We start from the raw sequence: 23,584 nt of genomic DNA, 5'->3' as shown, positions 1-23,584 counted from the left end.
CGGTTATTTTTAAGGAAACCTTTATCTGTAGAGAAATTACCGCATAATTATCCTATCGCACGCTGAACATCACTTCTTATAGCATAGATAATCGTACCATCCAGACCAGTTGCCTGCTTTCAGCATAGACATGCCAAGCTACAATTATATATAGTGCCTAAATGTTCGTGTCTGTTTATCCTGAAAACCCATCAAGCCAAGCCAGTGATAAAATAAATAGCATAGGATAATCTAAATGATGATAAGGATCGTATATGAGATCGATAATTCTATACTCATCTAATCATTATGCTTATGAAGCGTTTCAATTTACCTAAATGGTCCACAAAATCACTTCTCGGTCTTATTTTACTTGGAGCATCTTTTCAGGCTTGCCAGGATCATCGGCTTCCACCCATGCAACAGGAATTACCGGATCAAACATTTTTTGCGTTGAATGACCAAAATGTTATTTACGAACTGAACGTCAGAAATACTGCTAATGTAGTAAGGACTATTAATGTAGAAGGTCTTCCTTCAGGTGAAGTTCTCGCAGGATTAGATTTTCGTCCGTCTACAGGTCAGCTTCTTGCGGTTGGAAAAAGCAGCAGAATTTATCACATTAACCTTAGTACTGTCTCCAGACCAGGATTGGCAACTGCACTCGGTACTGCTCCTTTTGGTCCGGCCATTACAGCCAGTTCAGTAGGTTTCGATTTCAACCCTACTGTTGATCGAATTCGCCTTACCACAAACACCGGACAAAATTTACGTCTTCACCCGGAAACTGGTGCTCTTGCAGCTACAGATGGCGATCTTAAAGGTGTGCCAAACCCAGCGGTGGGTGCTGTTGCTTATACAAACAGTTTTGCCGGAGCTGCCACTACAGCTCTTTATGATATTGATCCTGTAGCAAACAAATTATACCTACAGAAAGACCCTAATGCCGGAATTCTGGAAGAGGTTGGCCCCTTGGGATTGGACATCACTGACGTTGGTGGGTTTGATATTGCTCCATGGAAAACAAATGATGGAAAAGAATATGCGATTGCTTCGGTATTGTTCGAAGGAAAATGGGAACTTGACTTTGTGGATGTAACAACTGGGAAGTTGCAGAAACTTGGAGATTTACCTTCAGGAAATAAGATTATTGGAATTGCTATTCCTACACAGCCAGTTGCCTATGCTATTGGAATCGACAATAAACTTCACATATTTAATCCTACAAGTACTGCAATCACTGTGATCACTAAGGATATTAAAGTACCAGCAGGTGTTACTGTTGTAGGTGCGGATTTCAGACCTGTGGATGGCGCACTGTATGCGGTGGGTAGTGACAGTAAATTATATACTGTAAATCTTTCAAACGGAGAAGTTGTACTTAAATCTACTTTATCTGTGCCTTTAAGTAATGATGCTGGTGCAAGTTTTGGAGTCGATTTTAATCCTTTTGCAGATCGTCTTAGAATAATCAGTAGTACAGGACAAAACCTGCGTATTGATGTGAGAGACGGAGCAACAACAGTAGATACTCCTCTGACTTTTAACGGATCTTCGAAAGGTGCTAATGGTGCTGCATATACCAACAGCAACACAGGGTTAACCGCTGGAACACAAACTACACTTTTTGATATCGATAGTGAAACGGGTAAGCTATACAAGCAAGATCCGAATCCAAACGGAGGAGTACTGGTGGAGGTAGGCTCTTTGGGTATCATGGTAGATGCGGCCAACGGCTTTGATATCACTGGTATATCCGGCAGAGGTCATGCATTACTTACCACAGGTGGTAACACCGGATTATATACAATCAATCTGACAACAGGTGCAGCTACTAAAACTTCAAATTTCCCAGCTCCTGTCAAAGGTTTTGCATTAGGATTTAACCTATAACTAAATTGCAGTTCATCAAGATCAGGAATTGTTCCTGATCTTGTGCTCCTGTTTAGTCACTATACATGACCTATAAAAATGGTCGTCACCCGAAAGTGACGACCATTTTATTTATGATCAGGGACAAAATTCTTTTACGATCCGCAGGCCTCGCACCCTTCCGGATCATCCAGGGAACATTGCATATCCGCTTTGTTATCTCGTGGAGCAACGGGTTTAGTATGATCCTCTGCATACTGAACGTAATTCAATTCTTTTTCTGCAACTACCATTGTGGCAGCCTGAAGCTGTGGTTCTGCCTGTTTGCTCAATGTGAATTGCACAGGATCTGAAGCTGCACGGGTCCGCAAATAATACATGCCGGTCTTTAATCCTTTCTTCCATGCATAGAAATGCATAGATGTCAATTTCCCGAAATTCGCTTCTTCCATAAATATATTCAAAGATTGCGATTGGCATATAAAGGCACCTCTGTCTGCAGACATATCGAGCAAACTGCGCTGCTTAATTTCCCATGCTGTTTTATAAAGATCCTTGATATGCTGAGGGATATTAGGAATAGGTTGCACCGAACCACTGGCGCGCACCAAGTTATTTTTCATCTCCTCGTTCCACAATCCCAGTTTCACAAGATCTTTGAGCAGATACTTATTCACCACTACAAATTCCCCTGATAACACTCTCCTTACATATATATTGGATGTAAAGGGCTCAAAGCATTCATTATTACCTAGTATCTGGCTGGTAGATGCTGTGGGCATGGGTGCCAGCAGTAAAGAATTTCTTACTCCATGCTGCACCACTTCTTTTCTTAGCTTTTCCCAATTCCAGCGATTACTTTCCGGTTTCACATTCCACATGTCAAACTGAAAGATACCCTGTGAAATAGGGCTTCCCTGCCAGGTTTCATAGGGGCCTAATTTCATGGCAAGCTCCATGGAAGCTTCCATAGATGCAAAATAGATGGTTTCAAATACATCTTTATTTAATTGTCGGGCTTCATCCGAATCAAATGGCATTCGGAGCAAACAAAAAGCATCTGCCAAACCTTGTACACCGATTCCGATCGGACGATGCCTTTTATTACTTTTCTCAGCTTCAGGAACCGGATAGTAATTCAGGTCAATGATCTTGTTAAGATTCCGGGTGATCACCTTCGTAATTTCATACAGTTTCTGATGATTGAAACGCATGAACCCATCTGTGCTTTGCTCCACAAATTTTGGAAGAGCAATGGATGCCAGGTTACAAACCGCAATTTCGTCAGGAGCTGTATACTCTATAATTTCTGTACAAAGATTCGACGACTTGATAGTACCCAGATTTTTCTGATTAGACTTACTGTTCGCATGATCCTTATACAACATATAAGGTGTGCCTGTTTCGATCTGCGACTCCATAATCGCAAACCACAAGTCCTGCGCTTTTATTGTCTTACGCGCTTTGCCTTCCAGCTCATACTGCTCATACAGCTTTTCGAATTCTGCACTGTGCGTATCTGAAAGTCCCGGACATTCATGTGGGTCAAATAGCGACCAGGTATCATTGGACTCTACGCGCTTCATGAACAGATCAGGAATCCACAAAGCATAAAATAGGTCGCGTGCACGCTGCTCTTCCTTTCCGTGATTCTTTTTAAGATCAAGGAAATCAAAAATATCAGCATGCCATGGTTCCATATATATAGCAAAGGAGCCTTTCCGCTTTCCTCCACCCTGATCTACATAACGGGCTGTATCATTAAATACCCGTAACATAGGCACAATACCGTTAGACTGCCCGTTTGTCCCTTTTATATAGGAACCTGTTGCTCGAACATCATGAATGCTCAATCCAATTCCCCCCGCCGACTGCGATATCATCGCGCAGCTTTTCAAGGTATCATATATACCACTGATGCTGTCTTCCTTCATAGTAAGAAGAAAGCAAGATGACATCTGAGGCTTTGGAGTTCCCGCATTAAACAACGTTGGCGTTGCGTGCGTAAACCATTTTTCAGATAATAAATGGTATGTTTCTACCGCAGCCTGCACATCCTCCTGATGAATTCCAACTGCGACACGCATGAGCATATGTTGAGGACGCTCCACGATCTTTCCCTCCACTTTGAGCAAATAGGACTTCTCTAGTGTCTTATAGCCAAAATAATCATATGCATAATCGCGGTCATATATAATAGTGGAATCAAAAAGAGACGCATGCTTGCGGATCACATCATATACCTCTTTCGAAATCAAAGATGCATTTTCACCGGTCTTGCTATCTACGTACGTATAGAGCCTTTTCATGGTTGCAGAAAATGACTTCAACGTATTCTTATGCAGATTTGAAATAGCTACCCTGGCAGCAAGTATGGCATAATCCGGGTGCTTTGTAGTCATCGAAGCGGCCGTTTCAGCAGCCAAATTATCCAATTCCGCGGTAGTTACACCATCATAAATACCCGAAACAACCTTTTTCGCTACTTCAACAGGTTGAACATAATTGGAGTCAAGGCCATAGCTCAACTTTTCTATACGGGCAGTCACTTTATCGAATTTAACCGATTCGCGGCGACCGTCACGCTTGATGACGTACATAGACATAGATTTGATCTTTTAAGAAAAACAGTGATGTTAATATGTAGAACTTCGATGAAGAATCAGAACTGATTTGATGTTGAAATAACATCAAAAAATCGGTAATCGCAACCGGCATCAGAGCGGGAAAAAAGAAGCATCTCACTAAAATACAAGTTAAGAAATTGTTAAAATTCTATAAACAAGGATATTACTAAAACCATACCTTATCAGAATGATGAAAGGATATTTTCAAAAATTATTTTACGGTCATCATAAGTTGATAGTTTATACTTTTTTGTTAACATTTCTAATGACATAATACATTTAACATCTGATTTACAGCTTATTAATGATAACATTTTGTATACTTCTCGCAAAAAACAACTTTTAAAACTTAAAGAAAATTATAGCGAAAATTAGGGTAGGTATCTGTTAAATACCCCTTTTGGCAATCGTAAAGCAGAAGTTGCCCATCGTAAAAACAAATAGTATGAGTATTAAAAGAACAGATACCTCAAGAAGAAACTTCCTTAAAAATTCTTCAGCTTTAGCGGCAGGACTTGCAACGAGTCCCGCACTGCTGGCTAACGGGTTCTCTGTGGAAGTCAGCAAACCGAAAGGAATATCCCTGGGCGTATTTGCTTCCTACGACCATGCCAAATATCTGAGGGATTTAGGATACACTTATATAGAAGAGTCGGTGGGTGGATTTCTTATACCTAAAGATGGAGAAACCGGTTTTAATAATAATCTGCATCATCTTCATGAGCTGAAATTCCCAATATGGTCTTATGTGGTTCTGCTGCCGGGTGATCTGAAAACAGTAGGACCCAATGCCGACCACGAAGGTGTACTTGCACGTACTGAGCTGGCACTTAAGAGAGCTAAAGCGGCAGGATCCGACTATATCGTATTCGGAAGCGGTGGAGCCAGAAATATACCAGAAGGGTTCGATCGTGAAAAAGCGTGGGAACAACATATTGCGGTAACTAAAAAAATGGCTCCTTTTGCAGAGAAATATGGTGTTACCATCGCCATAGAGCCGCTTAATCGTACAGAAACTAACCTTATTAATAGTCTTGCCGAAGGTGTACGCGTAGTAGAAGCTGTAAAAAGCCCAAAAGTAAAGCTGCTTTGCGATATCTATCACATGTTAAAAGAAGATGAATCACCGGATGAAATTGTTAAATACGGTAAACACATCGTTCACTGTCATATTGCTGAGAAGGAAGACAGAACACCGCCCGGGGTAAAAGGTGATGATTTCCGACCGTACCTGAGTGCACTTAAAAAAATAGGCTACAACGGTGGATTATCTATTGAATGTTTTAAATACAGTGATTTTGACAATGAAATAAAAGCGGGTATTGAAGTACTTAGAAAACAACTCAGTGAGGTGTAGTATTAGGAAGCATAAAAACGGTAATAAAATAATTACCACATAGTTGCGTCTATAAATTTAAATAATTACTTTTGCAATCCTTTTTGACAATTGTATCGAAACACATAATACCATATACCAATGAAAAAAGATATTCATCCCAACTATAGAGACGTTGTTTTCTGGGATCTATCAAGCGATTATAAATTTATTACGCGCTCAACTATAGAGACTACCGAAAACATTACCTGGGAAGATGGCACTTCTTACCCGGTATATAAGGTTGAGGTTTCTTCTCAGTCACACCCATTCTACACAGGTAAAAATGTACTTGTAGATACAGCTGGGCGTGTTGACAAGTTCAGAAAACGTTACGGACAAAAAGAAGCTTAGGCTTTACATGTTTGTTAAAAATTGATAGGAAGCAGTCTCCTGGCGAAAGCTAAAAGAGACTGCTTCTTTTTTTGTGCCCTAGTAAAAATGGGCGAACTTTGGTCTACACATACTCCTGTTATTCTATTATGCCAAACATCATCCTGTTCGACGAACCAACACTGCGAACGCAATTATTACCTTTTACATACACGCGCCCTGTAGCTTCCATCCGATGCGGAATTGATACCATAGCTGAAAAGTGGGATAAATGGCTTTCTACCCAAACCTCGTTTTTAACACAGGCTTATTTATCGGCTGCTTTCCCTATCAGTACATCATTTGATAATGTATTCATTAACGGCGCGTTATGCCCTAATCAAAATTTAGTAGATGCCATTTCTGAGCTTCCCGTAGAAACGGTATTATACTCCTCAGCAAATGAAATTCTGGCTGTTAAAACTACTAACCCTGAATGGACACCACAGTTTGATGTATCACAGCTGACATCTGTTATATATCAGGCACCATTTACGATGATCCGGAACATCTGGGATATCTTTACTAATAACGGTGCTGAAATAAAATCTGACTTCAACCTGCTTACAAGTACGCGGAAGTCGGAGCCGCTGACAGATCCCTATACCCGTTGTTACAATCCTGAGAACATTTTTATTGAGCCTGGGGCTACTATCAAAGCAGCCATACTCAATGCTGAAAATGGGCCCATTTATATAGGAAAAAATACGATGATACAGGAAGGCGCAGCCATACAAGGACCCTTTGCCATGGGTGAGGGCTCCATCATCGCGCAGAATGCAAAGATCAGAGTCAATACTTCTATCGGCCCGTTTTGTAAAATTGGTGGAGAAGTGGGCGGCTCTGTGATTTTCGGATATAGCAATAAGGGTCATGATGGCTATCTGGGAAATTCCGTATTGGGTGAATGGTGTAATCTGGGAGCAAATACGAATAATTCAAATCTCAAAAACGACCATACAAACGTGAAGTTGCATAGCTATGCTACTCAGGCACTTCAGGATACAGGTCTTCAGTTTTGTGGATTATTTATGGGAGATTATTCTAAGGCGGGTATCTCTACCATGTTCAACACCGGAACCGTTGTCGGAGTAAGTGTCAACGTATTCGGGGCCGGGTTTCAGTCAAAACATATCCCGTCATTTTCATGGGGAGGTCATGCAGAAGGATTTATGGAATACCGATTTCCAAAAGCAGTAGCTGTAGCCAAAGATACCGTAAGCCGCAGAAATGTGACCTTTGACGATGTACGCCAGAACATGATGGCTGAGGTATTCGAACAAACAGAAATACAACGTGGGAAAGTGATTACTGTTTAGTCTCTTCTCTGTATTAATAAATTGAAAAAAGCTTAATAAAACCAAAGTGCTATTTAAGGATATCCCTGGACTGGATCATATCAAGTCAACATTAATAAGATCGGTACAAACCAGCCACCTGGCCCATGCACAGTTGTTCGACGGTGCAACGGGGGGCGGCGGGCTTGCTATGGCGCTTGCTTTTGCAACCTATATCAACTGCGAAAACCGTGGACTTGATGATGCCTGCGGCTCCTGTGCTTCCTGTGTCAAAATGAACAAACTGATTCATCCCGACATGCACTTCATATTCCCGATAGCTTCTTCAAAAAAAATAGAAGGTAAAACCAGTGAAGCTTTCCTGGCGCACTGGCGGAGCTTTGTACTTGAAAATCCATATCGCGTATTACCTGAGTGGCTCGACTATATCCATGCAGACAACAAACAAGGCAACATATCTGTAGAGGAAGCAAGAGGAATCCTGCGTAAACTTTCTGTTAAATCTTATGAGGGTGAATATAAGATTCTCTTAATATGGAAGCCGGATATCATGAACGCATCTTCTTCCAACGCCATTCTGAAAATCCTGGAAGAGCCTCCATACAAGACCTTATTTCTTCTTGTAAGCGACCAGTCCGACAGGCTGCTTACTACTATTATTTCCCGCGCCCAGCGCATAGTCATTCCCGCATTTTCAGATGAAGATGTAAAGCATTTTCTAAGGAATAAGTCGATTAGTGATCAGATCGCCAATCAAATAGTATATCTTTCTGACGGAAATCTGTCGGAAGCCATGCAACTGGTAAAAGAGACGGAAGATGACCGGTCGGAGTGGTTTATAGAATGGATGCGTTCCTGTTACAAATCAGATATCAGTTTCCTTGTAAAAGCAGCTGATCTGTTCGATGCCATGAATAAGGAAAAACAAAAAGGTTTGCTTGATTATGCGCTCAGACTTTTCCGAGACATGCTTGTATGGAGCCATGGTGCCGGGGAGCTGTTGCGTGTACCACAGGAAGAACTTACTTTCGTACAGAACTTTTCAAAAGCCGTCAATCTGGAAGCACTTGAAAATATGATTCAGGAAGTAAATATTGCCTTTATACATATTGAGCGAAATGTGAGAGCCAAAATGGTTTTCCTGGACCTGTCGCTTACTATTGCACGATTTTTTCAGCGCAGGTAGATATACAATTGAAACATGGAATTCAAAGTTATCACCAGATATAATCAAGGATATCACATCCGATGAAGCATCCTATTGAAATTATTGGTGCAACCGATATCGTGGACCTGCCAGAGTTGGGCTGGTATAAGGTTCCTGTCCGCGTAGATTCGGGAGCTACCACATCATCCATCCACTGTTCTAAAGTAAAGCTAATTACCGAAAATAATGAAACCGTTCTCAGATTTTACCTGGATGCCCGTAGAGGTGCGCCACCCCAATCTTTTACTGTAAAGAACTTCAAAGAAACAATTGTGCGTAATTCTTCCGGAAAAGAAGAGAAACGATATGTGATCAAAACCACTATCAAAATTTTTGGCAGAAAAATCAGAACTGAATTCACACTTGCCAATCGAAAAAAAATGAGCTATCCGATATTGCTGGGCCGAAAGCTTCTCAAAGGACGCTTTATTATCGATGTTGCGCAAAAAGACCTTTCGATTAAACGTTCCAAAAACAAAATCAGCCAGGAGTCATTAACGGATCAGGCACGACTTTAAAGAAATCCTCTGCTCTTAATTAATAACATTTCAGTTTATATGAAAATCGCCATCCTGTCTACCAATCCGGAGTTATACTCCACACGTCGTTTGGTAGAAGCAATCAGGCAAAAAGGCCATAAGGCCGTTGTTATCGACCACGTCAAATGTTTCGTCATGATTGAGGGAGGAAAGCCCACAATCATATATAAGGGTAAAGCTGTGAAAGGGATTGATGCAGTGATACCAAGAATCGGTACATCTGTAAACGCTTTTGGTTGCGCGGTGGTTCGGCAGTTTGAACTGATGAAAGTTTTTACAACCGTAAAATCACAGGCGATATTAAGGTCACGCGATAAACTTCGCAGCATGCAAGTATTAGCCAGGTCAGGCGTAGATATCCCAAAAACCATCTTTGCAAAAAATCCGACGCAGGTGACTGAGCTCATACAACTGGTTGGTGGCCCTCCTGTTATTATCAAATTACTGGAAGGTACGCAGGGTGTAGGTGTTGTGCTTGCCGAAACCATCAAGGCCGCGAAGTCTACCATTGAAGCATTTTATGGTCTCAAAGCTAATTTTCTTATTCAGGAATATGTTGCTGAATCGAAAGGAGCAGATATCCGGGCATTTGTAATCGGTAACAAAGTGGTAGCTGCGATGAAACGACAAGGTGCAGATGGCGATTTTCGCTCCAATCTTCACAGAGGAGGAGAAGGTTCAAAAATTGAACTTACCCCCGAAGAAGAAGAAACCGCCATTGCTGCAGCAAGAGCATTAGGTGTTAAAATTGCCGGTGTGGATATGTTGCAGTCTGAACGTGGCCCGCTGGTGATGGAGGTCAATTCATCTCCCGGCCTCAGAGGTATTGAAGAAATTTCCGGTATTGATGTGGCTTCTCTAATCGTTTCTTATATAGAAGATAAAATTATTACCGACGAGGGAGATACAGTAGGTGTGTAACTAAGCTGAATGATAATTCTGTTTGATTATGGAGATCAAAATGGCAATCTTTGAAGATGATATAAAATCCTGGCTAACGACGGACCGTCTCTAGCTAACAGCTTTAAAATTTCCATGCAAATAAAAATAGGAACAAGGGGCAGCAAACTTGCCCTCTGGCAGGCTTACCACATTGAGAATCTTTTACAGCAAGGTGGTATTGAAACTGAAATTGTCATTATTGAAACCAAAGGAGACAAAATACTTGATCGTTCTTTATCAAAAATTGGTAGCAAAGGTGTATTTACCCAGGAACTGGAAGACCAATTAAGAAGTGGAGATATAGATATTGCCGTTCATAGTGCCAAAGATTTACAATCTGATCTGGATGCTGATTTCGAAATTTCGGCGTTTACCGAACGGGAAAAGACAAATGATGTATTGGTAAGTCATAATACTGAGTTGTCGCTTCAAAGTGGAAAACCATTCGTTATAGGAACGTCATCTACCAGAAGGATCGCATTGTTGAAACACTTTTATCCGCATGTCAAGACCGTCGACATGCGTGGAAACCTTCAAACCAGATTACGAAAACTGGAAGAAGGGCAATGCGATGCATTATTACTTGCTTACGCGGGTGTACATCGTATGGAATACGACGACAAGATTGCAGAGTATCTGAAGCTCGACGAGTTCACGCCAGCTGTGGGACAAGGAAGTGTCGCCGTTGAAAACGCGGTATCTCTGGATGATGCAAAAAAAGAGGTACTTCGGAAATTGCTTAATCATCTACCTACTTCCATCTGTTTGCGTGCCGAACGTTCATTTCTGAATAGACTTCATGGTGGTTGCAGTATTCCCGTATTTGGCCTGGCAACTATAAGCAATAATGATGATATTCATATCTCAGGAGGAATTGTAAGTCTGGACGGAAGAGAGCTTTTGCGCTTTGAAAAAACCGGGCAGGGAGAATCTCCAGAAGCACTTGGTTTTGAGCTTGCCGAACAACTGATAGCAGCCGGCGCTGATCGTATCCTAAGCGATATCAGGCGTAACCAAGCGCAATAATCATAAATACCAAATACAAAAAAACCTCTTCGGATCGCGCCGAAGAGGTTTTTTAATATTCAATAACACCTAGTTGCCTCCTGGAAGTGTCCCTGTAGAATCACGTTTCACAGGTATGGCTGTTGAATCAGTTTTAACCGGTGCAGCTGGCTTTGCAGTTGAATCAGGTAACACTGCCGGTGTTCCGGGAACTGCAGGTCTTGCAGTTGAATCCGGCAATACTGGCGTTACTGGCATTACAGGTCTTGCTGTAGAATCAGACTGTGCTGGAATAACTTTTCCTGTTGAATCTGTTTGAGCCGGAACCGAAGGCGTTGTAGTTGAGTCGGCAGATACTGGTCTGTTAAAAGAACCTTCTGGTCGTGCCGGTCTTGCAGAACTATCTGCATTCATAGCTCCCTGCTGAGGCCGTCCTCCGGCTGCAGGTCTGATAACAGGTGTAGTAACTGCCGGAGCCGCTTGCTGCATTCCTCCATCCATACCGCCACCGTCACTTTTCTGGTCATCATTATTGATCGATTTTTTTCTTCTTGTTTTTTGTTCGGTAAAGGTCATTTTACCCAAACGATACGAGAAATTCACTCTGAAACCTCTGTTATAAAGGAAGTTAGTATTGTTCTGTGTAAACGCGTCAGTCTCCAGGCTGGTTCTCATGGCAAATCTTGGCGCTAAGAAGTTTTCCATGCCGAATCCGATACTTCCACGTTTGTTTTTGAAATCTTTTTTCACACCAAAGTCGTACATACGGAAACCAGCCTGAGTTCCCTGAAGTTGCACCTCACGACCTCGAAGGAAACCTCCTGCCTGTAATCCCCAGCCATTTCTGATAGTAAGACCCGTTCTGAAGCGACCGCTTAATACAAATCCACTATTGCTGGAATTAGTGCCTTTGTTTACAAGATTTGCGTAGTAAGCATCAAATCCTCCACCTACTTGCCACTTTTTGAAGAAAGTCATGTTACCAAATACATTTACACCATAGTTCTGCTTTTCTCCAATGTTACCATATGTAGTGCTGATCACCCCTTCTGAATCCGTAGATCTGATACTTTCGATAGAGTTATTGGTAAAACGAGCAAATGTAGATACATTGATATACAGAGAGTTTTTGAAGAAACTCGTTCCTAATTCAACCTGATCTGTCAGTTCCGGATCAAGTTCCGGATTCCCAAACGTAATGTTGGTCGGGTTGGCAGAGTTAACGTTAGGGTTTAGGAATTGAATACCTGGGCGCTGCAGACGACGGTTATAACCCAATTTAATGGTTTGTCCTTTGCCGAATGTCTGAGATAAATTGATACTTGGAACCAGATTACCATATGCAGGCAGATTCAGGTTTCTTCTCTGCTCGCCTTCTACTGCATCAATGCTTGTATATTCGTACCGTGAGCCAACTTTTAGCGTAAATTTGCTTTTAGTTGTATAGGTATAAGAGAAATAACCTGCAGCGACATTCTGATCGTAATCCAAGATACTGTTAGGCCGGGAACCGATCAAACCACCATATTGAATATTACTGACTACCTGACGGAAAATCCCTTTTCCACCTACTTCCAGCAACTGGTTATCTCCAATCGGAGTTTGGTAATCCACCTGAATCGTGCTTTCCTGATTGTGGCTGCTGTTATCATTTGATTCTACACCCAATGATTCCATTTGCTGCGCAGTTGACTGAGCGAAGATATTGGCATCGTAATCATTTGTTCGGTTGTTACGGCTATACTGACCAGAGATACTTAATTCCTCATTAGGTTTGCTCAATGTTCTGATGTAGTCCAGGTTCACATCCCATGTTCCGGAAAGATCCTTCGAATTTACATTACGGAAACTATTTGTGATTGAATCACCTACAGTTCTTGATGTTGTCAGTTCCTGTGTATTACGTTGGTTACGCATTCCATAACGCACGCCCGCCGAAAGAGAGCTTTTTGAGTCAATCTCATAATCCCAACCAAAGTTGTAAGATCCGAATGCCATTTTATTATCAGATTCACTGGTCTGACGAATAGTAAACGGATCAATTTTACCAACCTGAAGGTTCTCCGATCTACCTGGCATATTGTAATTGAATCGTCCGAAACCGCCTAAACTGAATCCCATTTTACCTATACGGTAATTACCTCGAAGCCCCAAATTAGATCCTCTGTTCCCAATACCTGTATCCAGATTGAGCGTTCCACCCTGAATGGTGCTTTTCTTTGTAATAATATTGATGATACCTGCTGAACCTTCTGCATCATAGCGTGCCGAGGGAGAAGTAATTACCTCAACAGATTTAATCATATCAGCCGGAATCTGTTTTAAAGCATCTGCTACGCTTGTCGCAATAATAGTAGAAGGCTTATTATTAATGAGAACCCGTACATTAGAACTACCTCTCAAAGATACATTTCCATCCAGATCAACTGTCAGCATCGGCACTTTCCTCATCACATCCGATGCATCTCCGCCTTTACTCGTAATGTCCTTCTCAGCGTTATAAACCAGACGATCAACCTTTTCCTCAATCATTTGCGCCATTCCCACCACTTCAACTTCCCTAAGCTGAACTACATCAGGAGTAAGCACAACGGAACCAAGATCCAGATCTGTTTTTCTGTCTACTTTTATGTCGTTGATGGTCTTGGTTTTGTAGCCTATGAAAGATATCAGAATTTTGAAATTTCCAGCTGCAATTTTAGTAAGTGTAAAAGCTCCTTTTTCATCTGTAGTAGTACCATCAACCGGATTATTTGTTTTCACATCTACCAATGCCAACGTTGCAAATTCCACTGGCTGTTTAGTTGTAGAGTCAATCAAAACACCCTTAATTTTGCCACTTCCTTTAGGTGTATCCTCCGTGGTACCCGGGATTGTGGTCTGCCGTTGGCGTCCAAAATCTCCGCCGCCACGGTTTCCACCACCGCCTCCGGGAAACTGGGCATAGGCTGATGATAGTAAGGTTAAGGTTAATAACAGGGATGTAAATCGTTTCATCATTTTCATGGGAATCATCGAACAAAGTATAAATACAATATCAAAATAAATCACTGGCCGGCACTTCTCTAAACGCGTTAGATGGAAAGGATACTTAAACCGACTAACTCCACGTTTTACACGATGAATCAAAAACAGACTTGTCTCATTTTCACACTATCTTTCACGATGAAACAATATTGTCACCACTAGCCTCATAGATCAGTTTGGCAATCCTGTCGACATTTTATGAAGTTTGATCGAGTGAATTATGTGCTTTGAATTTTATCTCCTAAGATTGTAATTGCATATACCGTGCGACACTCTAAAAAATCTAAAATGGATTCCCAAGAAGTCAGAAAATATCCACGTTTTGTCTTGCATTTATTGGGCTGGGGATTTTTAGCCCTTTTTCTGATGTGGCAACCACTCAGCTGGCAAATACAACTACCTAATACTTTCTGGATCAAGCAGTTTGTACTGTTTGTAATGCTTGTCAGTATTTTTTATCTGAATGTCTATTTCTGGTTTCCACGTTTCCTGGCCCGTAACCGGTATCTTAAATTCATACTTTTTAATATAGTCTCCGTTGTTATCCTTGCTGTTACCATTGAACAGATGCAAACGGCCATTAATCACAGGGAACAAATGGACAAGGCATGGCGGAAAGCGCATGATGATATGACCCGCCCTAAAAAGCCGAAAGATAAACTCGACTATTTTTCACTACTGACTGCTCTGATCGTCATTGGCATAAGTACCAGTATTGCAGCCGTACAGAATGTACAGCGTGACAAACAGTATCGTCAGGAACTGGAACAGGATAAAATCAACTCAGAACTTTCTTTTTTGAAAGCCCAGATCAATCCTCACTTCTTCTTTAATACGCTGAACAACATTTATGCACTTACAGTGATAGATGTTGAAGCGGCTCAGCAGGCACTTCATAAGTTGTCCAGGCTTATGCGTTACGTATTGTATGAAACACAAAATGAGACTGTGTTACTTAGTCAGGAAATTGCTTTTGCCCAGGACTACATTCAACTCATGGAACTCCGGCTTACAGATAAGGTTACAGTGAGACTATCTCCACCAGTACCACTTCACGACGTGAGTATTGCCCCGATGCTTTTCCTTCCATTTATTGAAAACGCTTTTAAACATGGCGTTAGCTCAGTTGAAAAAAGTAACATTGATATTCGTATCAAACAAACCGAGAATAAAATTTTCGTGGAAGTCAGAAACACTCTTTTCCCTGAAAAAGGAGCAACACTGGATGAAAGCAACGGCATAGGACTTTCTAATACACAGCGACGCCTAGACTTGCTGTATCCCGGAAAGTATTCTCTAAGGATGAAAGAAAATAAAGAAGAAAAAGAATTTGAAGTACACCTTGAACTGGAAACCGCATGAGTTCCCTAAAATGTATTGCAGTTGACGATGAGCCACTCGCACTTGGTCTCGTTGCCTCATTTGTAGAGAAAACTCCGTTCCTGGAACTGACTGGCAAGTTTTCAAGTGCAGTGGAAGCGCTTGAAGTAATACACAACCAGCAGATTGATCTCGTTTTCCTTGACATTCAGATGCCTGATCTTACCGGTATAGAACTGGCCAGGGTCATTGAGAGGGCCGGCCCCAGTGCTCCAAGAGTTGTATTCACCACAGCTTTTAACCAGTATGCGCTAGATGGCTTCAAAGTCGATGCACTGGATTACCTCCTGAAACCATTTAACTACGAAGAGTTTTTAAAAGCGGCAACCAAAGCCAAAGGATACGTCGAGCTGGTTCGTAAAGCATCTCAGAGCCCTGTTGCGCCAGAAACTAAGGATGAGTATCTTTTTCTGAAAGTAGAATATCAGCTGGTTCGGATTGCATATGATGATATTCTTTATATGGAGGGTCTTAAGGATTATGTGAAAGTGCATTTGAAATCAGGTCAAAAACCTATTCTTTCCCTAACCAGCCTAAAGCACCTGGAAGAAAAATTACCATCAGCCCGTTTTATGCGCATTCACCGTTCATTTATTGTGAATCTGGATCAGATTGGAGCTGTGACACGTAATTCAATTCAAATCGGATCCACTACAATTCCCGTCAGCGACCAGTATAAAGAAAGCTTCAACCAGTTCTTAAGCAAGTGGATGTAAACTATTTGCTGTGGTAAAACAAAAGACATATCTAACCATTTCGGTCATTCTCAATTGTCTGTTCCTAATCGGTTTTTTGACTTTATCCTACATTTACAGAGATAAAATCTTCCAGGCATTTGTGTTGGTAAAAGGAAATCCGAAAATTATTATGTTTGGAAATTCTATTACTGCTCAGGGAAAATGGGTAGAACTACTGGGCCGAACTGATGTACTTACCCAAGCACTGCCTGGCCAATGCACTTATCATTTTCTGAATGCAATGGAATCTATGGTGATTAATCACAAGCCCAAGGTATGTTTCGTAATGGGTGGAATCAACGACATCACGGTAGGTGTCAGTCAGGATCAAATACAAAAGCATTACAAACTCATTCTTGACAATCTTACTAAGAACCAGATCCAGCCTATTGTTACACTAACACTATACGAACAAAATGACCCCGTGAGCCAGGCACTGGTTACGGAGTTGAATCATTTTCTGATCCGGTACTGCCAACAACGCCATATCGAATACATTGATATCAACCCACTCATTGCTGACAGTACGGGGCTCAAAGCTGAATATGCAGTAGACAAGACACATCTCAATACCGAAGCTTATAAGATTTGGGCAGCGGAGATTCGTAAAGTACTGGTCAGGAAAAATATCTGATATAACAAAACAGGGCGGCTTCTTTCGAAACCGCCCTGCTTATCAATATAACTTTTATAAACTAAGCACTTACCTGGTTCATCACTTCCGTTTGCTTACGGATAGATTCCATGTGTACCAATTTAAACAATTCGTCAACAAGGTTTGGATATAGATTAAGGCTTTTACCCCATCCTGCACGCGTCTCCAATACTTCACGGAAACGATCAACCTGATACGCTGCAACATTGTTGTCACGCTTGTATTCAGCCAGTTTCTCAATTAATGACATACGGGCTGCAAGGTTTTCAAGTAATTCGCGATCAAGGTTATCTATTTTACCACGAACCACTTCCAGTTGAGACTGGTAATCGCTGCCATAAGATTCTTTACGAACGTGAAGATCATGTAACATCTGACCCAATGCAGCAGGCGTAAGCTGCTGTGCAGCATCGGACCAAGCTTTATCCGGCTCACGGTGTGATTCGATGATCAAACCGTCGTAATTTAAATCCAGAGCACGTTGTGCCACTTCGTACAAATAAGCACGCTTTCCTGCCATGTGGCTAGGATCACCGATTACCGGCAAGTTTGGCAATAAAGTTTTCAGTTCGATGGCGATGTTCCACATCGGTGAATTACGGAACTTCGTTTCCTGCGCATTGGAGAAACCGCGGTGAATAGCTCCCAGCTTCGTAACTCCAGCCTGATTAAGGCGCTCCAAGGCACCAATCCAAAGCTGTAAATCAGGATTTACAGGATTTTTGACCAATACAGGTACATCTACACCTTTCAATGCATCAGCAAGTTCCTGTACGTTAAATGGATTCACGGTAGTTCTCGCACCGATCCAAAGAATGTCTACTCCATACTTAAGAGCCAGCTCAATGTGCTGTGGATTAGCAACCTCTATCGCTACCGGCAAACCAGTTTCTTTTTTCGCAGCTATCAGCCATGGCAAAGCAGCCTCACCCATGCCTTCAAAACTACCTGGACGTGTTCTTGGTTTCCAAATTCCCGCACGTAATACATGCGCAAATCCTTCCTCTTTGATCTGGGTTGCGGTTTCTAACATTTGTTCCTCGGTCTCTGCACTGCAAGGCCCGGCGATTACCAAAGGCTTTCCTTCGGTATTGATCCAGCTGCTAAGCGGTTGGATATCTAAAGAAGCATTCATATTCAAAAACTTGTCCTTAATAAAAAATAGATAATGGGAATATTTCCGATTTGTGTTATGCGTATTTCAGGGATTGACGTACATTTGACAGCAACTTTTAAGTTTACTTCTTATACGTTTTACTTTTATTTCAACGATTTAGTTTTAAATTATTGAAAGCCTTACTCAGGAAAAAACCTTCGCAAAATGGCATATCCTTTACCAAAAGACAAAATACCTGTATTTTTTGAAGACACCTCTATTGCTTTTGGCTCAAAATCCAACGCTCGCTTACGTAAAACTTATTGGTTATTCAACCTCATGAATCAAGCCCGGGTGGTAAATTTAGGCACTTTTTTTATAAAGCTTGCACTAAAACTTAACTTACCTATAAAAAATCTCATTCGAGCCACAATTTTTGAACAATTCTGTGGTGGTGAGACGATTACAGACTGCGACGCTACCATTACCTCATTAGCAGAGTCAGGAATAGGAACCATTTTGGATTATTCTGTTGAAGGCGAGGACAACGAAGACAGCTTTGAAGCAACAGCAAAGGAAATTCTGAGAACGATAGATAAAGCGGCTACATCCGGCCATGTACCATTTTCTGTATTTAAGGTCACGGGAATTGCCTCTGCTGAGATTTTAGAAAAAGTCCAGCGTAAAGACAGCCTTAATGACGCTGAAAGAGTACAATTCGAACGTGCAAAAGAACGCATGACGCTCCTCTGCTCACAGGCCTACCAAAGGAAAGTCCGGATTTTTGTTGATGCGGAAGAAAGTTGGATACAGGGAATTATCGATGAGCTGACTTATGAAATGATGGCTCAATTCAACAAAGAATCGGCTATTGTCTATAACACTTACCAGTTTTATCGACACGATACGCTTGAAGCGCTTAAGGGTGCCTATCTGAAAGCACGCCAAAAAGGATACATATTGGGAGGGAAACTGGTACGTGGGGCCTATATGGAAAAGGAACAACTCAGAGCGCGTGAAAATGAATATACCAATCCTATACATGCAAGCAAAGAAGCTACTGATGCTGACTTCAATTCAGCTATTGACTTCTCTATTGAGAACCTGAAACAAATATCTGTTTGCCTGGGTACACACAATGAATTCAGTTGCCAATACTGCGCTGCAAAGATGGAAAAACTGGGTATTGAAAGAAAAGATGAGCGGATATGGTTTGCCCAGTTATTAGGTATGAGCGACAACATATCGTTCAACCTTGCAAAAGCCAATTACAATGTGGCAAAATATGTCCCATATGGCCCTATCAGCGCTGTGTTGCCTTATTTGATACGTCGTGCTGAAGAAAACACGTCCATTGCCGGACAAAGCAGTCGTGAATTTCTAATGGTAAAAAGTGAATTGAAGAGACGGGGAATCAGTTCTTTATAACTATCTTCCTATTTTAGCGTTCTGAATTATAGATTTTAATTGTTCTTATATACCGAATGAATCAGTCGAGAAATCCTGTCCCTTATTTAGTTTTCAGTTTATTGCTGATCTTCATTGATCAGACTTCCAAACTTTTGGTGCATGAATACATGGAACCAGGCTTCTCCGGCCAGATCGCACTGATCGGAAACTGGTTTAAATTACATTACGTACTCAACCCAGGTATGGCTTTCGGCATGCAGCTCGGCCATGAATATGGTAAGTTGTTTCTTACGCTTTTCCGACTTGTGGCGATGTGTGCTATAGGCTGGTATCTGGTGCATCTTGCAAGAGCTGGTGCGGCCAAGGGGTTACTTTTGGCTTTGTCTATGATCCTTGCAGGCGCTGTTGGCAATGTGATAGACAGTACATTTTACGGTGTATATCTGGATAACGCACCCTATGGATCTCCAACCCCCTGGTTCCACGGACAGGTGATAGATATGATTTTTGTTGACTTTTGGGAAGGATTTATTCCTGAATGGGTGCCACTATGGGGGGGACAATATTATTCCACTCCGATTTTCAATATTGCTGACTCCTGCATCTTTGTGGGCGTATGCAGCATATTGATATTTCAGGGCAGTTTTCATCCTGCTTATGAAGAATCTGAAAGTGAAGATCACGGTCCGCAGCCCGAACCAAATGACATTGATACAAATTCTGAAGTTGTGACCAACCCAATTCCGGAAGAACCAACGACTCATAGCAGTACTACTCCTGATGAAGAAATAATCATTACACACAATCCTCTTAATCCCGAACAAATGGGTGAAGCAGAAAATGACGAAAACAAAAAAGAGAACATATAGTTCTCTTTTTTGTTTAAACAGAAATGATATTTCTTTTAATTTTCATCCTTTGAATAAGGCATAAAATCTTTAAAGCTCTTTTTAAGAGCAGCATCTGTAGCCTCTCTTTTATTCTCCCAATTAGCATCCAACTCCAGTGCTACCAAACCACTCAGGTTCATAAGCCCCTTGAATTCATCCAACTTCTTAATGAAATCAGGTGCTCTTCTGGATGACTTCTGTGCATATTCTCTGGCAAATACGTCACCCTTATTTTGCAGTTCATTTTTCTTCTGAACCACGTAATTAAATCTTTCCAGTAAACCGTTCGTAGATCTGCCTATTACCTCAGTTGCTTCCAATGTACCTACTGTTGCCACAGTCGTACCGCCAATCGTTGTAATATAGCCTCTGGTTCTAGGATCATCGGTGGCAATTACCGGAGCTAAACCTGTTGTGGCTCCGAGGGATGCATTCAGAAGTGATCTGCTACGTTTTCCCTTTTTAGCACGCGTATAAGCTCTCTTTAAATCGCTTTCTCTCTCCCTCATTTGCTCTAGTAATCCCCAGGCATTAACTAAAGCTCCTTTATAAAGTGCATATACATACTCATCTCTCTCCGATTCATCGATTGTATTCATGATGACAAACCGTACCGTTTTTTCTTTTTTATTTTGAGACTTATCTAGTACATAAAAGGTAATATTGAATGCAAGGGAATCAAAAGGATCCTTTACAAACTCAAATCCCGGCTCCCAGATAAATTCATAACTGGTTGGAGTATTTTTGACTAACGCTTCTTTGGGAACATTTTTATTCTCCGAGATAAAATTAAAAGTAGCTATATCATCTTCTCCATTTGGATCGGAAAGCGAGAATCTTAGATTAATCCGGTTATTTTCAGCGCTTCTTACAACTGGGCTCTGAGGAATCATTGTAAAATCCGGAGCCAGGTCCATCTGTGTAATTTCAAGCCTGAGTCTTCCCTTTGTACGTGCCTTGGATGGCTGATCCTCTACATAAAACTCCATATAGCGGGGTCCTTCTTTCAACAGATTGAACTGCTTCGTAGACAATTCCCAGATCACTTCACCTCCTGCGGTAAGCTTCATTCCCTCAGGCATTCCTCCATCCAGTATCGGAATAAATACAACCGGATCTCCATCAGGGTCACGCACGGAATTCATATCAATCTGGTACAAATTCTGCGTTTTATACTGCACATAAAAAGGCTTCAGCTCATCCACCTGCGGAGGCCTGTTCACATGATTTACTTTGAAGATAATTTCGCGTGATGCCGTTTCCCCACTCAGCCCCTGCGCTTCAAAAACGACAGGAAAAAACTTAGTAGTGTTGATCCTGTCAGCCACATCATAGCCCGGTATCCATACAAAATGACCAAGCGAGTCAAACTTCATGTCTTTGGCCAGCCCACTTACTATATTATATCTGACGGAATCTCCCTTGCCTCCTTTTGTCTGCAAATGAAAGTTGATTTCTTTTCCTTCATCCAATACATTCCAATCGGCTTCTTTGGGGAAAATAATTTGTAGAGGAGCAACGGGGGTTCTGGAATTGTCCTGACCTGAGGCTGGTAATACGCTGGAAACGATCGCCAGAACAAACAATATTTTGTAAATATTTTTTACAACCATAACGTCGCAAATATGATTTATCCTATGGATTAATTGACACATTGATCTTAACGCAAAATTAGCAATTACTGTATACTTAACCCTGAGAATACGAACCTAATTCCAAATGATACCATATTTCGCAGTTAACAAACTTTCATTTTGGACTTTTTTCAGACCAGTATAAAACATTCTGCTAATTGATCAAACACTGAAACTGCTTTACAAAACCCTATTTATACAGAAAACCGGAGAATAGTCTCAAGAAGACTACTCTCCGGCATCAATCCTTTTACAGGTACTAATTATTTTTTCTTAGGCGTTGCCGCTGGGGTAGTAGCAGGCTTTGCTGCCGGTGTTGCAGCTGGAGTTGTTGCAGCAGGAGCAGCTTCAACTTTATCAGGATCCACACCCAATTTTTTAAGAATCAAGTTAGATACTGCGTACTCTTCAGATCCTACGTAAAGGATCACTGGAGTAGTACCTTGTCCTGCATCCATATTCAGGATGTAAAGGTATCCGTTTTCTTTTCCTACAGCCTGAATCGCATCGTTCACTTTGGTAAGGATCGGTTCGATCAATTGCTGTTGCTTTTTCTGAAGAGAAGTTTGAGCACTTGTTTGATACTCCTGAATACGAGTCTGAAGTCCTTGCAACTCTTTCTCTTTATCAGCACGAATGACATCAGTCATATTGGCGCCGTTCTTCTGATAAGCTTCATATTTCTCCTGAGCTTCCTTAATCATATCACCCATGCTTTTGTCCAGTTGAGCCTTTGTAACTTCAAGCTCATTCTGCATTTTTTTAGCCTCAGGTAATCTGTCGATTATATAGTCAACATTGGTATATCCAATTTTTGTAAGTCCGCTTGCAGGGGTTGTTTGAGCTAACAGAGGGGCACTAACGAAGGTCATTACGACCAAAAACGCTATCAATTTTTGTTTCATTGCTTTTTACTTATTTGAGTTTATTGGTTGTACTTTTTTGTTTCGGGGTATTGCCGGCAGGCGCCACATCGGCAGCTGCTGTTTTTTCTTTTCCGGCAGCTTTGGGTTTCAACTCAATGCCTAGTTCTTCAATCAGATAATCTGAATAGTCATGCTTCGGATTGGTGTAAAGAAGGCCGGAATCACTCGACTTATCTATTAAAAAATCCAATCTTCTTTGGCTGCATACTTTTGAAACTGCTCTTTGCACCCGCTCCATGACAGGTTTCATCAATTCCTTTTTCTTCTGAAACAGCAAACCTTCCATTCCAAAAATTCTACTGTTATATTCTCTTGCCTCCAGCTCTTTCTCTTTAATTTCATTCTGCCTCTTTCTTTTCAGTTCATCAGTCAGTAACATCTCTTCAGCCATGTAGGCTCTTTGCATCTTATCAATCTCCGAATACTTATCCTGAATTTCCTTTGCCCACTTCTCTGAAAATTTCTTCATCTCAGCCTGGGCCTGCTGATATTCCGGCATTTTACTGGTGATGTATTCCATGTCAGTGTAACCAAACTTCTGCGACCAGACAGGCACTACAGCAACCAGTGACAAAACTAGTAAAATTAAAAACTTCTTCATGTTATGTGGGTA

At 41.4% G+C, this 23,584-nt stretch carries 19 protein-coding genes; 13 read left to right on the top strand and 6 right to left on the bottom strand.

Going from position 1 to position 23,584, the window contains the following annotated elements; translation table 11 throughout:
• Positions 1 to 294 precede the first annotated feature (294 nt).
• Entirely contained in the window at positions 295 to 1,872 is a 1,578-nt protein-coding gene (locus AC1XUE_RS23415; RefSeq protein ID WP_483358418.1) for a DUF4394 domain-containing protein, read from the top strand.
• A gap of 134 nt (positions 1,873 to 2,006) precedes the next feature.
• On the opposite strand, the gene AC1XUE_RS23410 is transcribed toward AC1XUE_RS23415, so the two are convergent.
• The gene (locus AC1XUE_RS23410; protein WP_483358430.1) at positions 2,007 to 4,451 is read right to left on the bottom strand and encodes a ribonucleoside-diphosphate reductase subunit alpha; all 2,445 of its coding nucleotides are present in this window, start codon (positions 4,449 to 4,451) and stop codon (positions 2,007 to 2,009) included.
• 472 nt (positions 4,452 to 4,923) lie between these two features.
• On the opposite strand from AC1XUE_RS23410, the gene AC1XUE_RS23405 reads away from it, so the two are divergent.
• The 7 genes from AC1XUE_RS23405 to hemC all read left to right on the top strand — a co-directional run bounded on the left by AC1XUE_RS23405 (position 4,924) and on the right by hemC (position 11,237).
• Positions 4,924 to 5,835 (top strand): TIM barrel protein, encoded by a 912-nt coding sequence (locus AC1XUE_RS23405; RefSeq protein WP_483358417.1) that lies wholly within the window; start codon positions 4,924 to 4,926, stop codon positions 5,833 to 5,835.
• A 120-nt stretch (positions 5,836 to 5,955) separates the two neighbouring features.
• Positions 5,956 to 6,207: a type B 50S ribosomal protein L31 gene (locus tag AC1XUE_RS23400; protein ID WP_115830902.1), complete on the top strand. Its 252-nt coding sequence runs from the start codon at positions 5,956 to 5,958 to the stop codon at positions 6,205 to 6,207.
• A gap of 128 nt (positions 6,208 to 6,335) precedes the next feature.
• Positions 6,336 to 7,544 (top strand): putative sugar nucleotidyl transferase, encoded by a 1,209-nt coding sequence (locus tag AC1XUE_RS23395; RefSeq protein ID WP_483358416.1) that lies wholly within the window; start codon positions 6,336 to 6,338, stop codon positions 7,542 to 7,544.
• A 46-nt stretch (positions 7,545 to 7,590) separates the two neighbouring features.
• Complete coding sequence (locus tag AC1XUE_RS23390; protein WP_483358415.1) at positions 7,591 to 8,709, top strand: DNA polymerase III subunit; 1,119 nt, start codon at positions 7,591 to 7,593, stop codon at positions 8,707 to 8,709.
• Positions 8,710 to 8,771: 62 nt separating this feature from the next.
• Positions 8,772 to 9,248 (top strand): ATP-dependent zinc protease family protein, encoded by a 477-nt coding sequence (locus AC1XUE_RS23385; RefSeq protein ID WP_483358414.1) that lies wholly within the window; start codon positions 8,772 to 8,774, stop codon positions 9,246 to 9,248.
• A gap of 39 nt (positions 9,249 to 9,287) precedes the next feature.
• Positions 9,288 to 10,190: a 30S ribosomal protein S6--L-glutamate ligase gene (gene rimK, locus AC1XUE_RS23380; RefSeq protein ID WP_483358413.1), complete on the top strand. Its 903-nt coding sequence runs from the start codon at positions 9,288 to 9,290 to the stop codon at positions 10,188 to 10,190.
• A gap of 114 nt (positions 10,191 to 10,304) precedes the next feature.
• The gene (gene hemC, locus AC1XUE_RS23375; protein ID WP_483358412.1) at positions 10,305 to 11,237 is read left to right on the top strand and encodes a hydroxymethylbilane synthase; all 933 of its coding nucleotides are present in this window, start codon (positions 10,305 to 10,307) and stop codon (positions 11,235 to 11,237) included.
• 69 nt (positions 11,238 to 11,306) lie between these two features.
• Here hemC and AC1XUE_RS23370 read toward each other — a convergent pair whose 3' ends face one another.
• Positions 11,307 to 14,213 (bottom strand): TonB-dependent receptor domain-containing protein, encoded by a 2,907-nt coding sequence (locus AC1XUE_RS23370; protein ID WP_483358429.1) that lies wholly within the window; start codon positions 14,211 to 14,213, stop codon positions 11,307 to 11,309.
• A gap of 318 nt (positions 14,214 to 14,531) precedes the next feature.
• On the opposite strand from AC1XUE_RS23370, the gene AC1XUE_RS23365 reads away from it, so the two are divergent.
• The 3 genes from AC1XUE_RS23365 to AC1XUE_RS23355 all read left to right on the top strand — a co-directional run bounded on the left by AC1XUE_RS23365 (position 14,532) and on the right by AC1XUE_RS23355 (position 16,994).
• On the top strand, positions 14,532 to 15,605 hold the full coding sequence (locus AC1XUE_RS23365) for a sensor histidine kinase (protein WP_483358411.1): 1,074 nt from the start codon (positions 14,532 to 14,534) through the stop codon (positions 15,603 to 15,605).
• Positions 15,602 to 16,339: a LytR/AlgR family response regulator transcription factor gene (locus AC1XUE_RS23360; RefSeq protein ID WP_483358410.1), complete on the top strand. Its 738-nt coding sequence runs from the start codon at positions 15,602 to 15,604 to the stop codon at positions 16,337 to 16,339. The genes AC1XUE_RS23365 and AC1XUE_RS23360 overlap by 4 nt, the downstream gene beginning before the upstream one ends.
• Positions 16,340 to 16,415: 76 nt before the next feature.
• Entirely contained in the window at positions 16,416 to 16,994 is a 579-nt protein-coding gene (locus AC1XUE_RS23355; RefSeq protein ID WP_483358409.1) for an SGNH/GDSL hydrolase family protein, read from the top strand.
• Between the two features lie 61 nt (positions 16,995 to 17,055).
• On the opposite strand, the gene AC1XUE_RS23350 is transcribed toward AC1XUE_RS23355, so the two are convergent.
• On the bottom strand, positions 17,056 to 18,150 hold the full coding sequence (locus AC1XUE_RS23350; protein WP_483358408.1) for a chorismate mutase: 1,095 nt from the start codon (positions 18,148 to 18,150) through the stop codon (positions 17,056 to 17,058).
• A gap of 186 nt (positions 18,151 to 18,336) precedes the next feature.
• On the opposite strand from AC1XUE_RS23350, the gene AC1XUE_RS23345 reads away from it, so the two are divergent.
• Positions 18,337 to 19,539, top strand: a complete 1,203-nt coding sequence (locus AC1XUE_RS23345) for a proline dehydrogenase family protein (RefSeq protein WP_483358407.1) — start codon at positions 18,337 to 18,339, stop codon at positions 19,537 to 19,539.
• Between the two features lie 56 nt (positions 19,540 to 19,595).
• Positions 19,596 to 20,390 (top strand): lipoprotein signal peptidase, encoded by a 795-nt coding sequence (locus tag AC1XUE_RS23340; protein WP_483358406.1) that lies wholly within the window; start codon positions 19,596 to 19,598, stop codon positions 20,388 to 20,390.
• Positions 20,391 to 20,425: 35 nt separating this feature from the next.
• Here AC1XUE_RS23340 and AC1XUE_RS23335 read toward each other — a convergent pair whose 3' ends face one another.
• The 3 genes from AC1XUE_RS23335 to AC1XUE_RS23325 form a co-directional block, all read right to left on the bottom strand.
• Positions 20,426 to 22,024, bottom strand: coding sequence for a hypothetical protein (locus AC1XUE_RS23335; protein ID WP_483358405.1), 1,599 nt, complete (start codon positions 22,022 to 22,024; stop codon positions 20,426 to 20,428).
• A gap of 284 nt (positions 22,025 to 22,308) precedes the next feature.
• Positions 22,309 to 22,950 (bottom strand): OmpH/Skp family outer membrane protein, encoded by a 642-nt coding sequence (locus AC1XUE_RS23330; RefSeq protein WP_483358404.1) that lies wholly within the window; start codon positions 22,948 to 22,950, stop codon positions 22,309 to 22,311.
• 10 nt (positions 22,951 to 22,960) lie between these two features.
• Positions 22,961 to 23,572 (bottom strand): OmpH/Skp family outer membrane protein, encoded by a 612-nt coding sequence (locus AC1XUE_RS23325; protein WP_483358403.1) that lies wholly within the window; start codon positions 23,570 to 23,572, stop codon positions 22,961 to 22,963.
• Between the last annotated feature and the right edge of the window lie 12 nt (positions 23,573 to 23,584).

The organism is Dyadobacter sp. HNCC25DJ187, from assembly GCF_056895255.1.
Note: the sequence above shows the minus strand (reverse complement) of the source record. Positions and strands in the feature narration are given on the sequence as shown.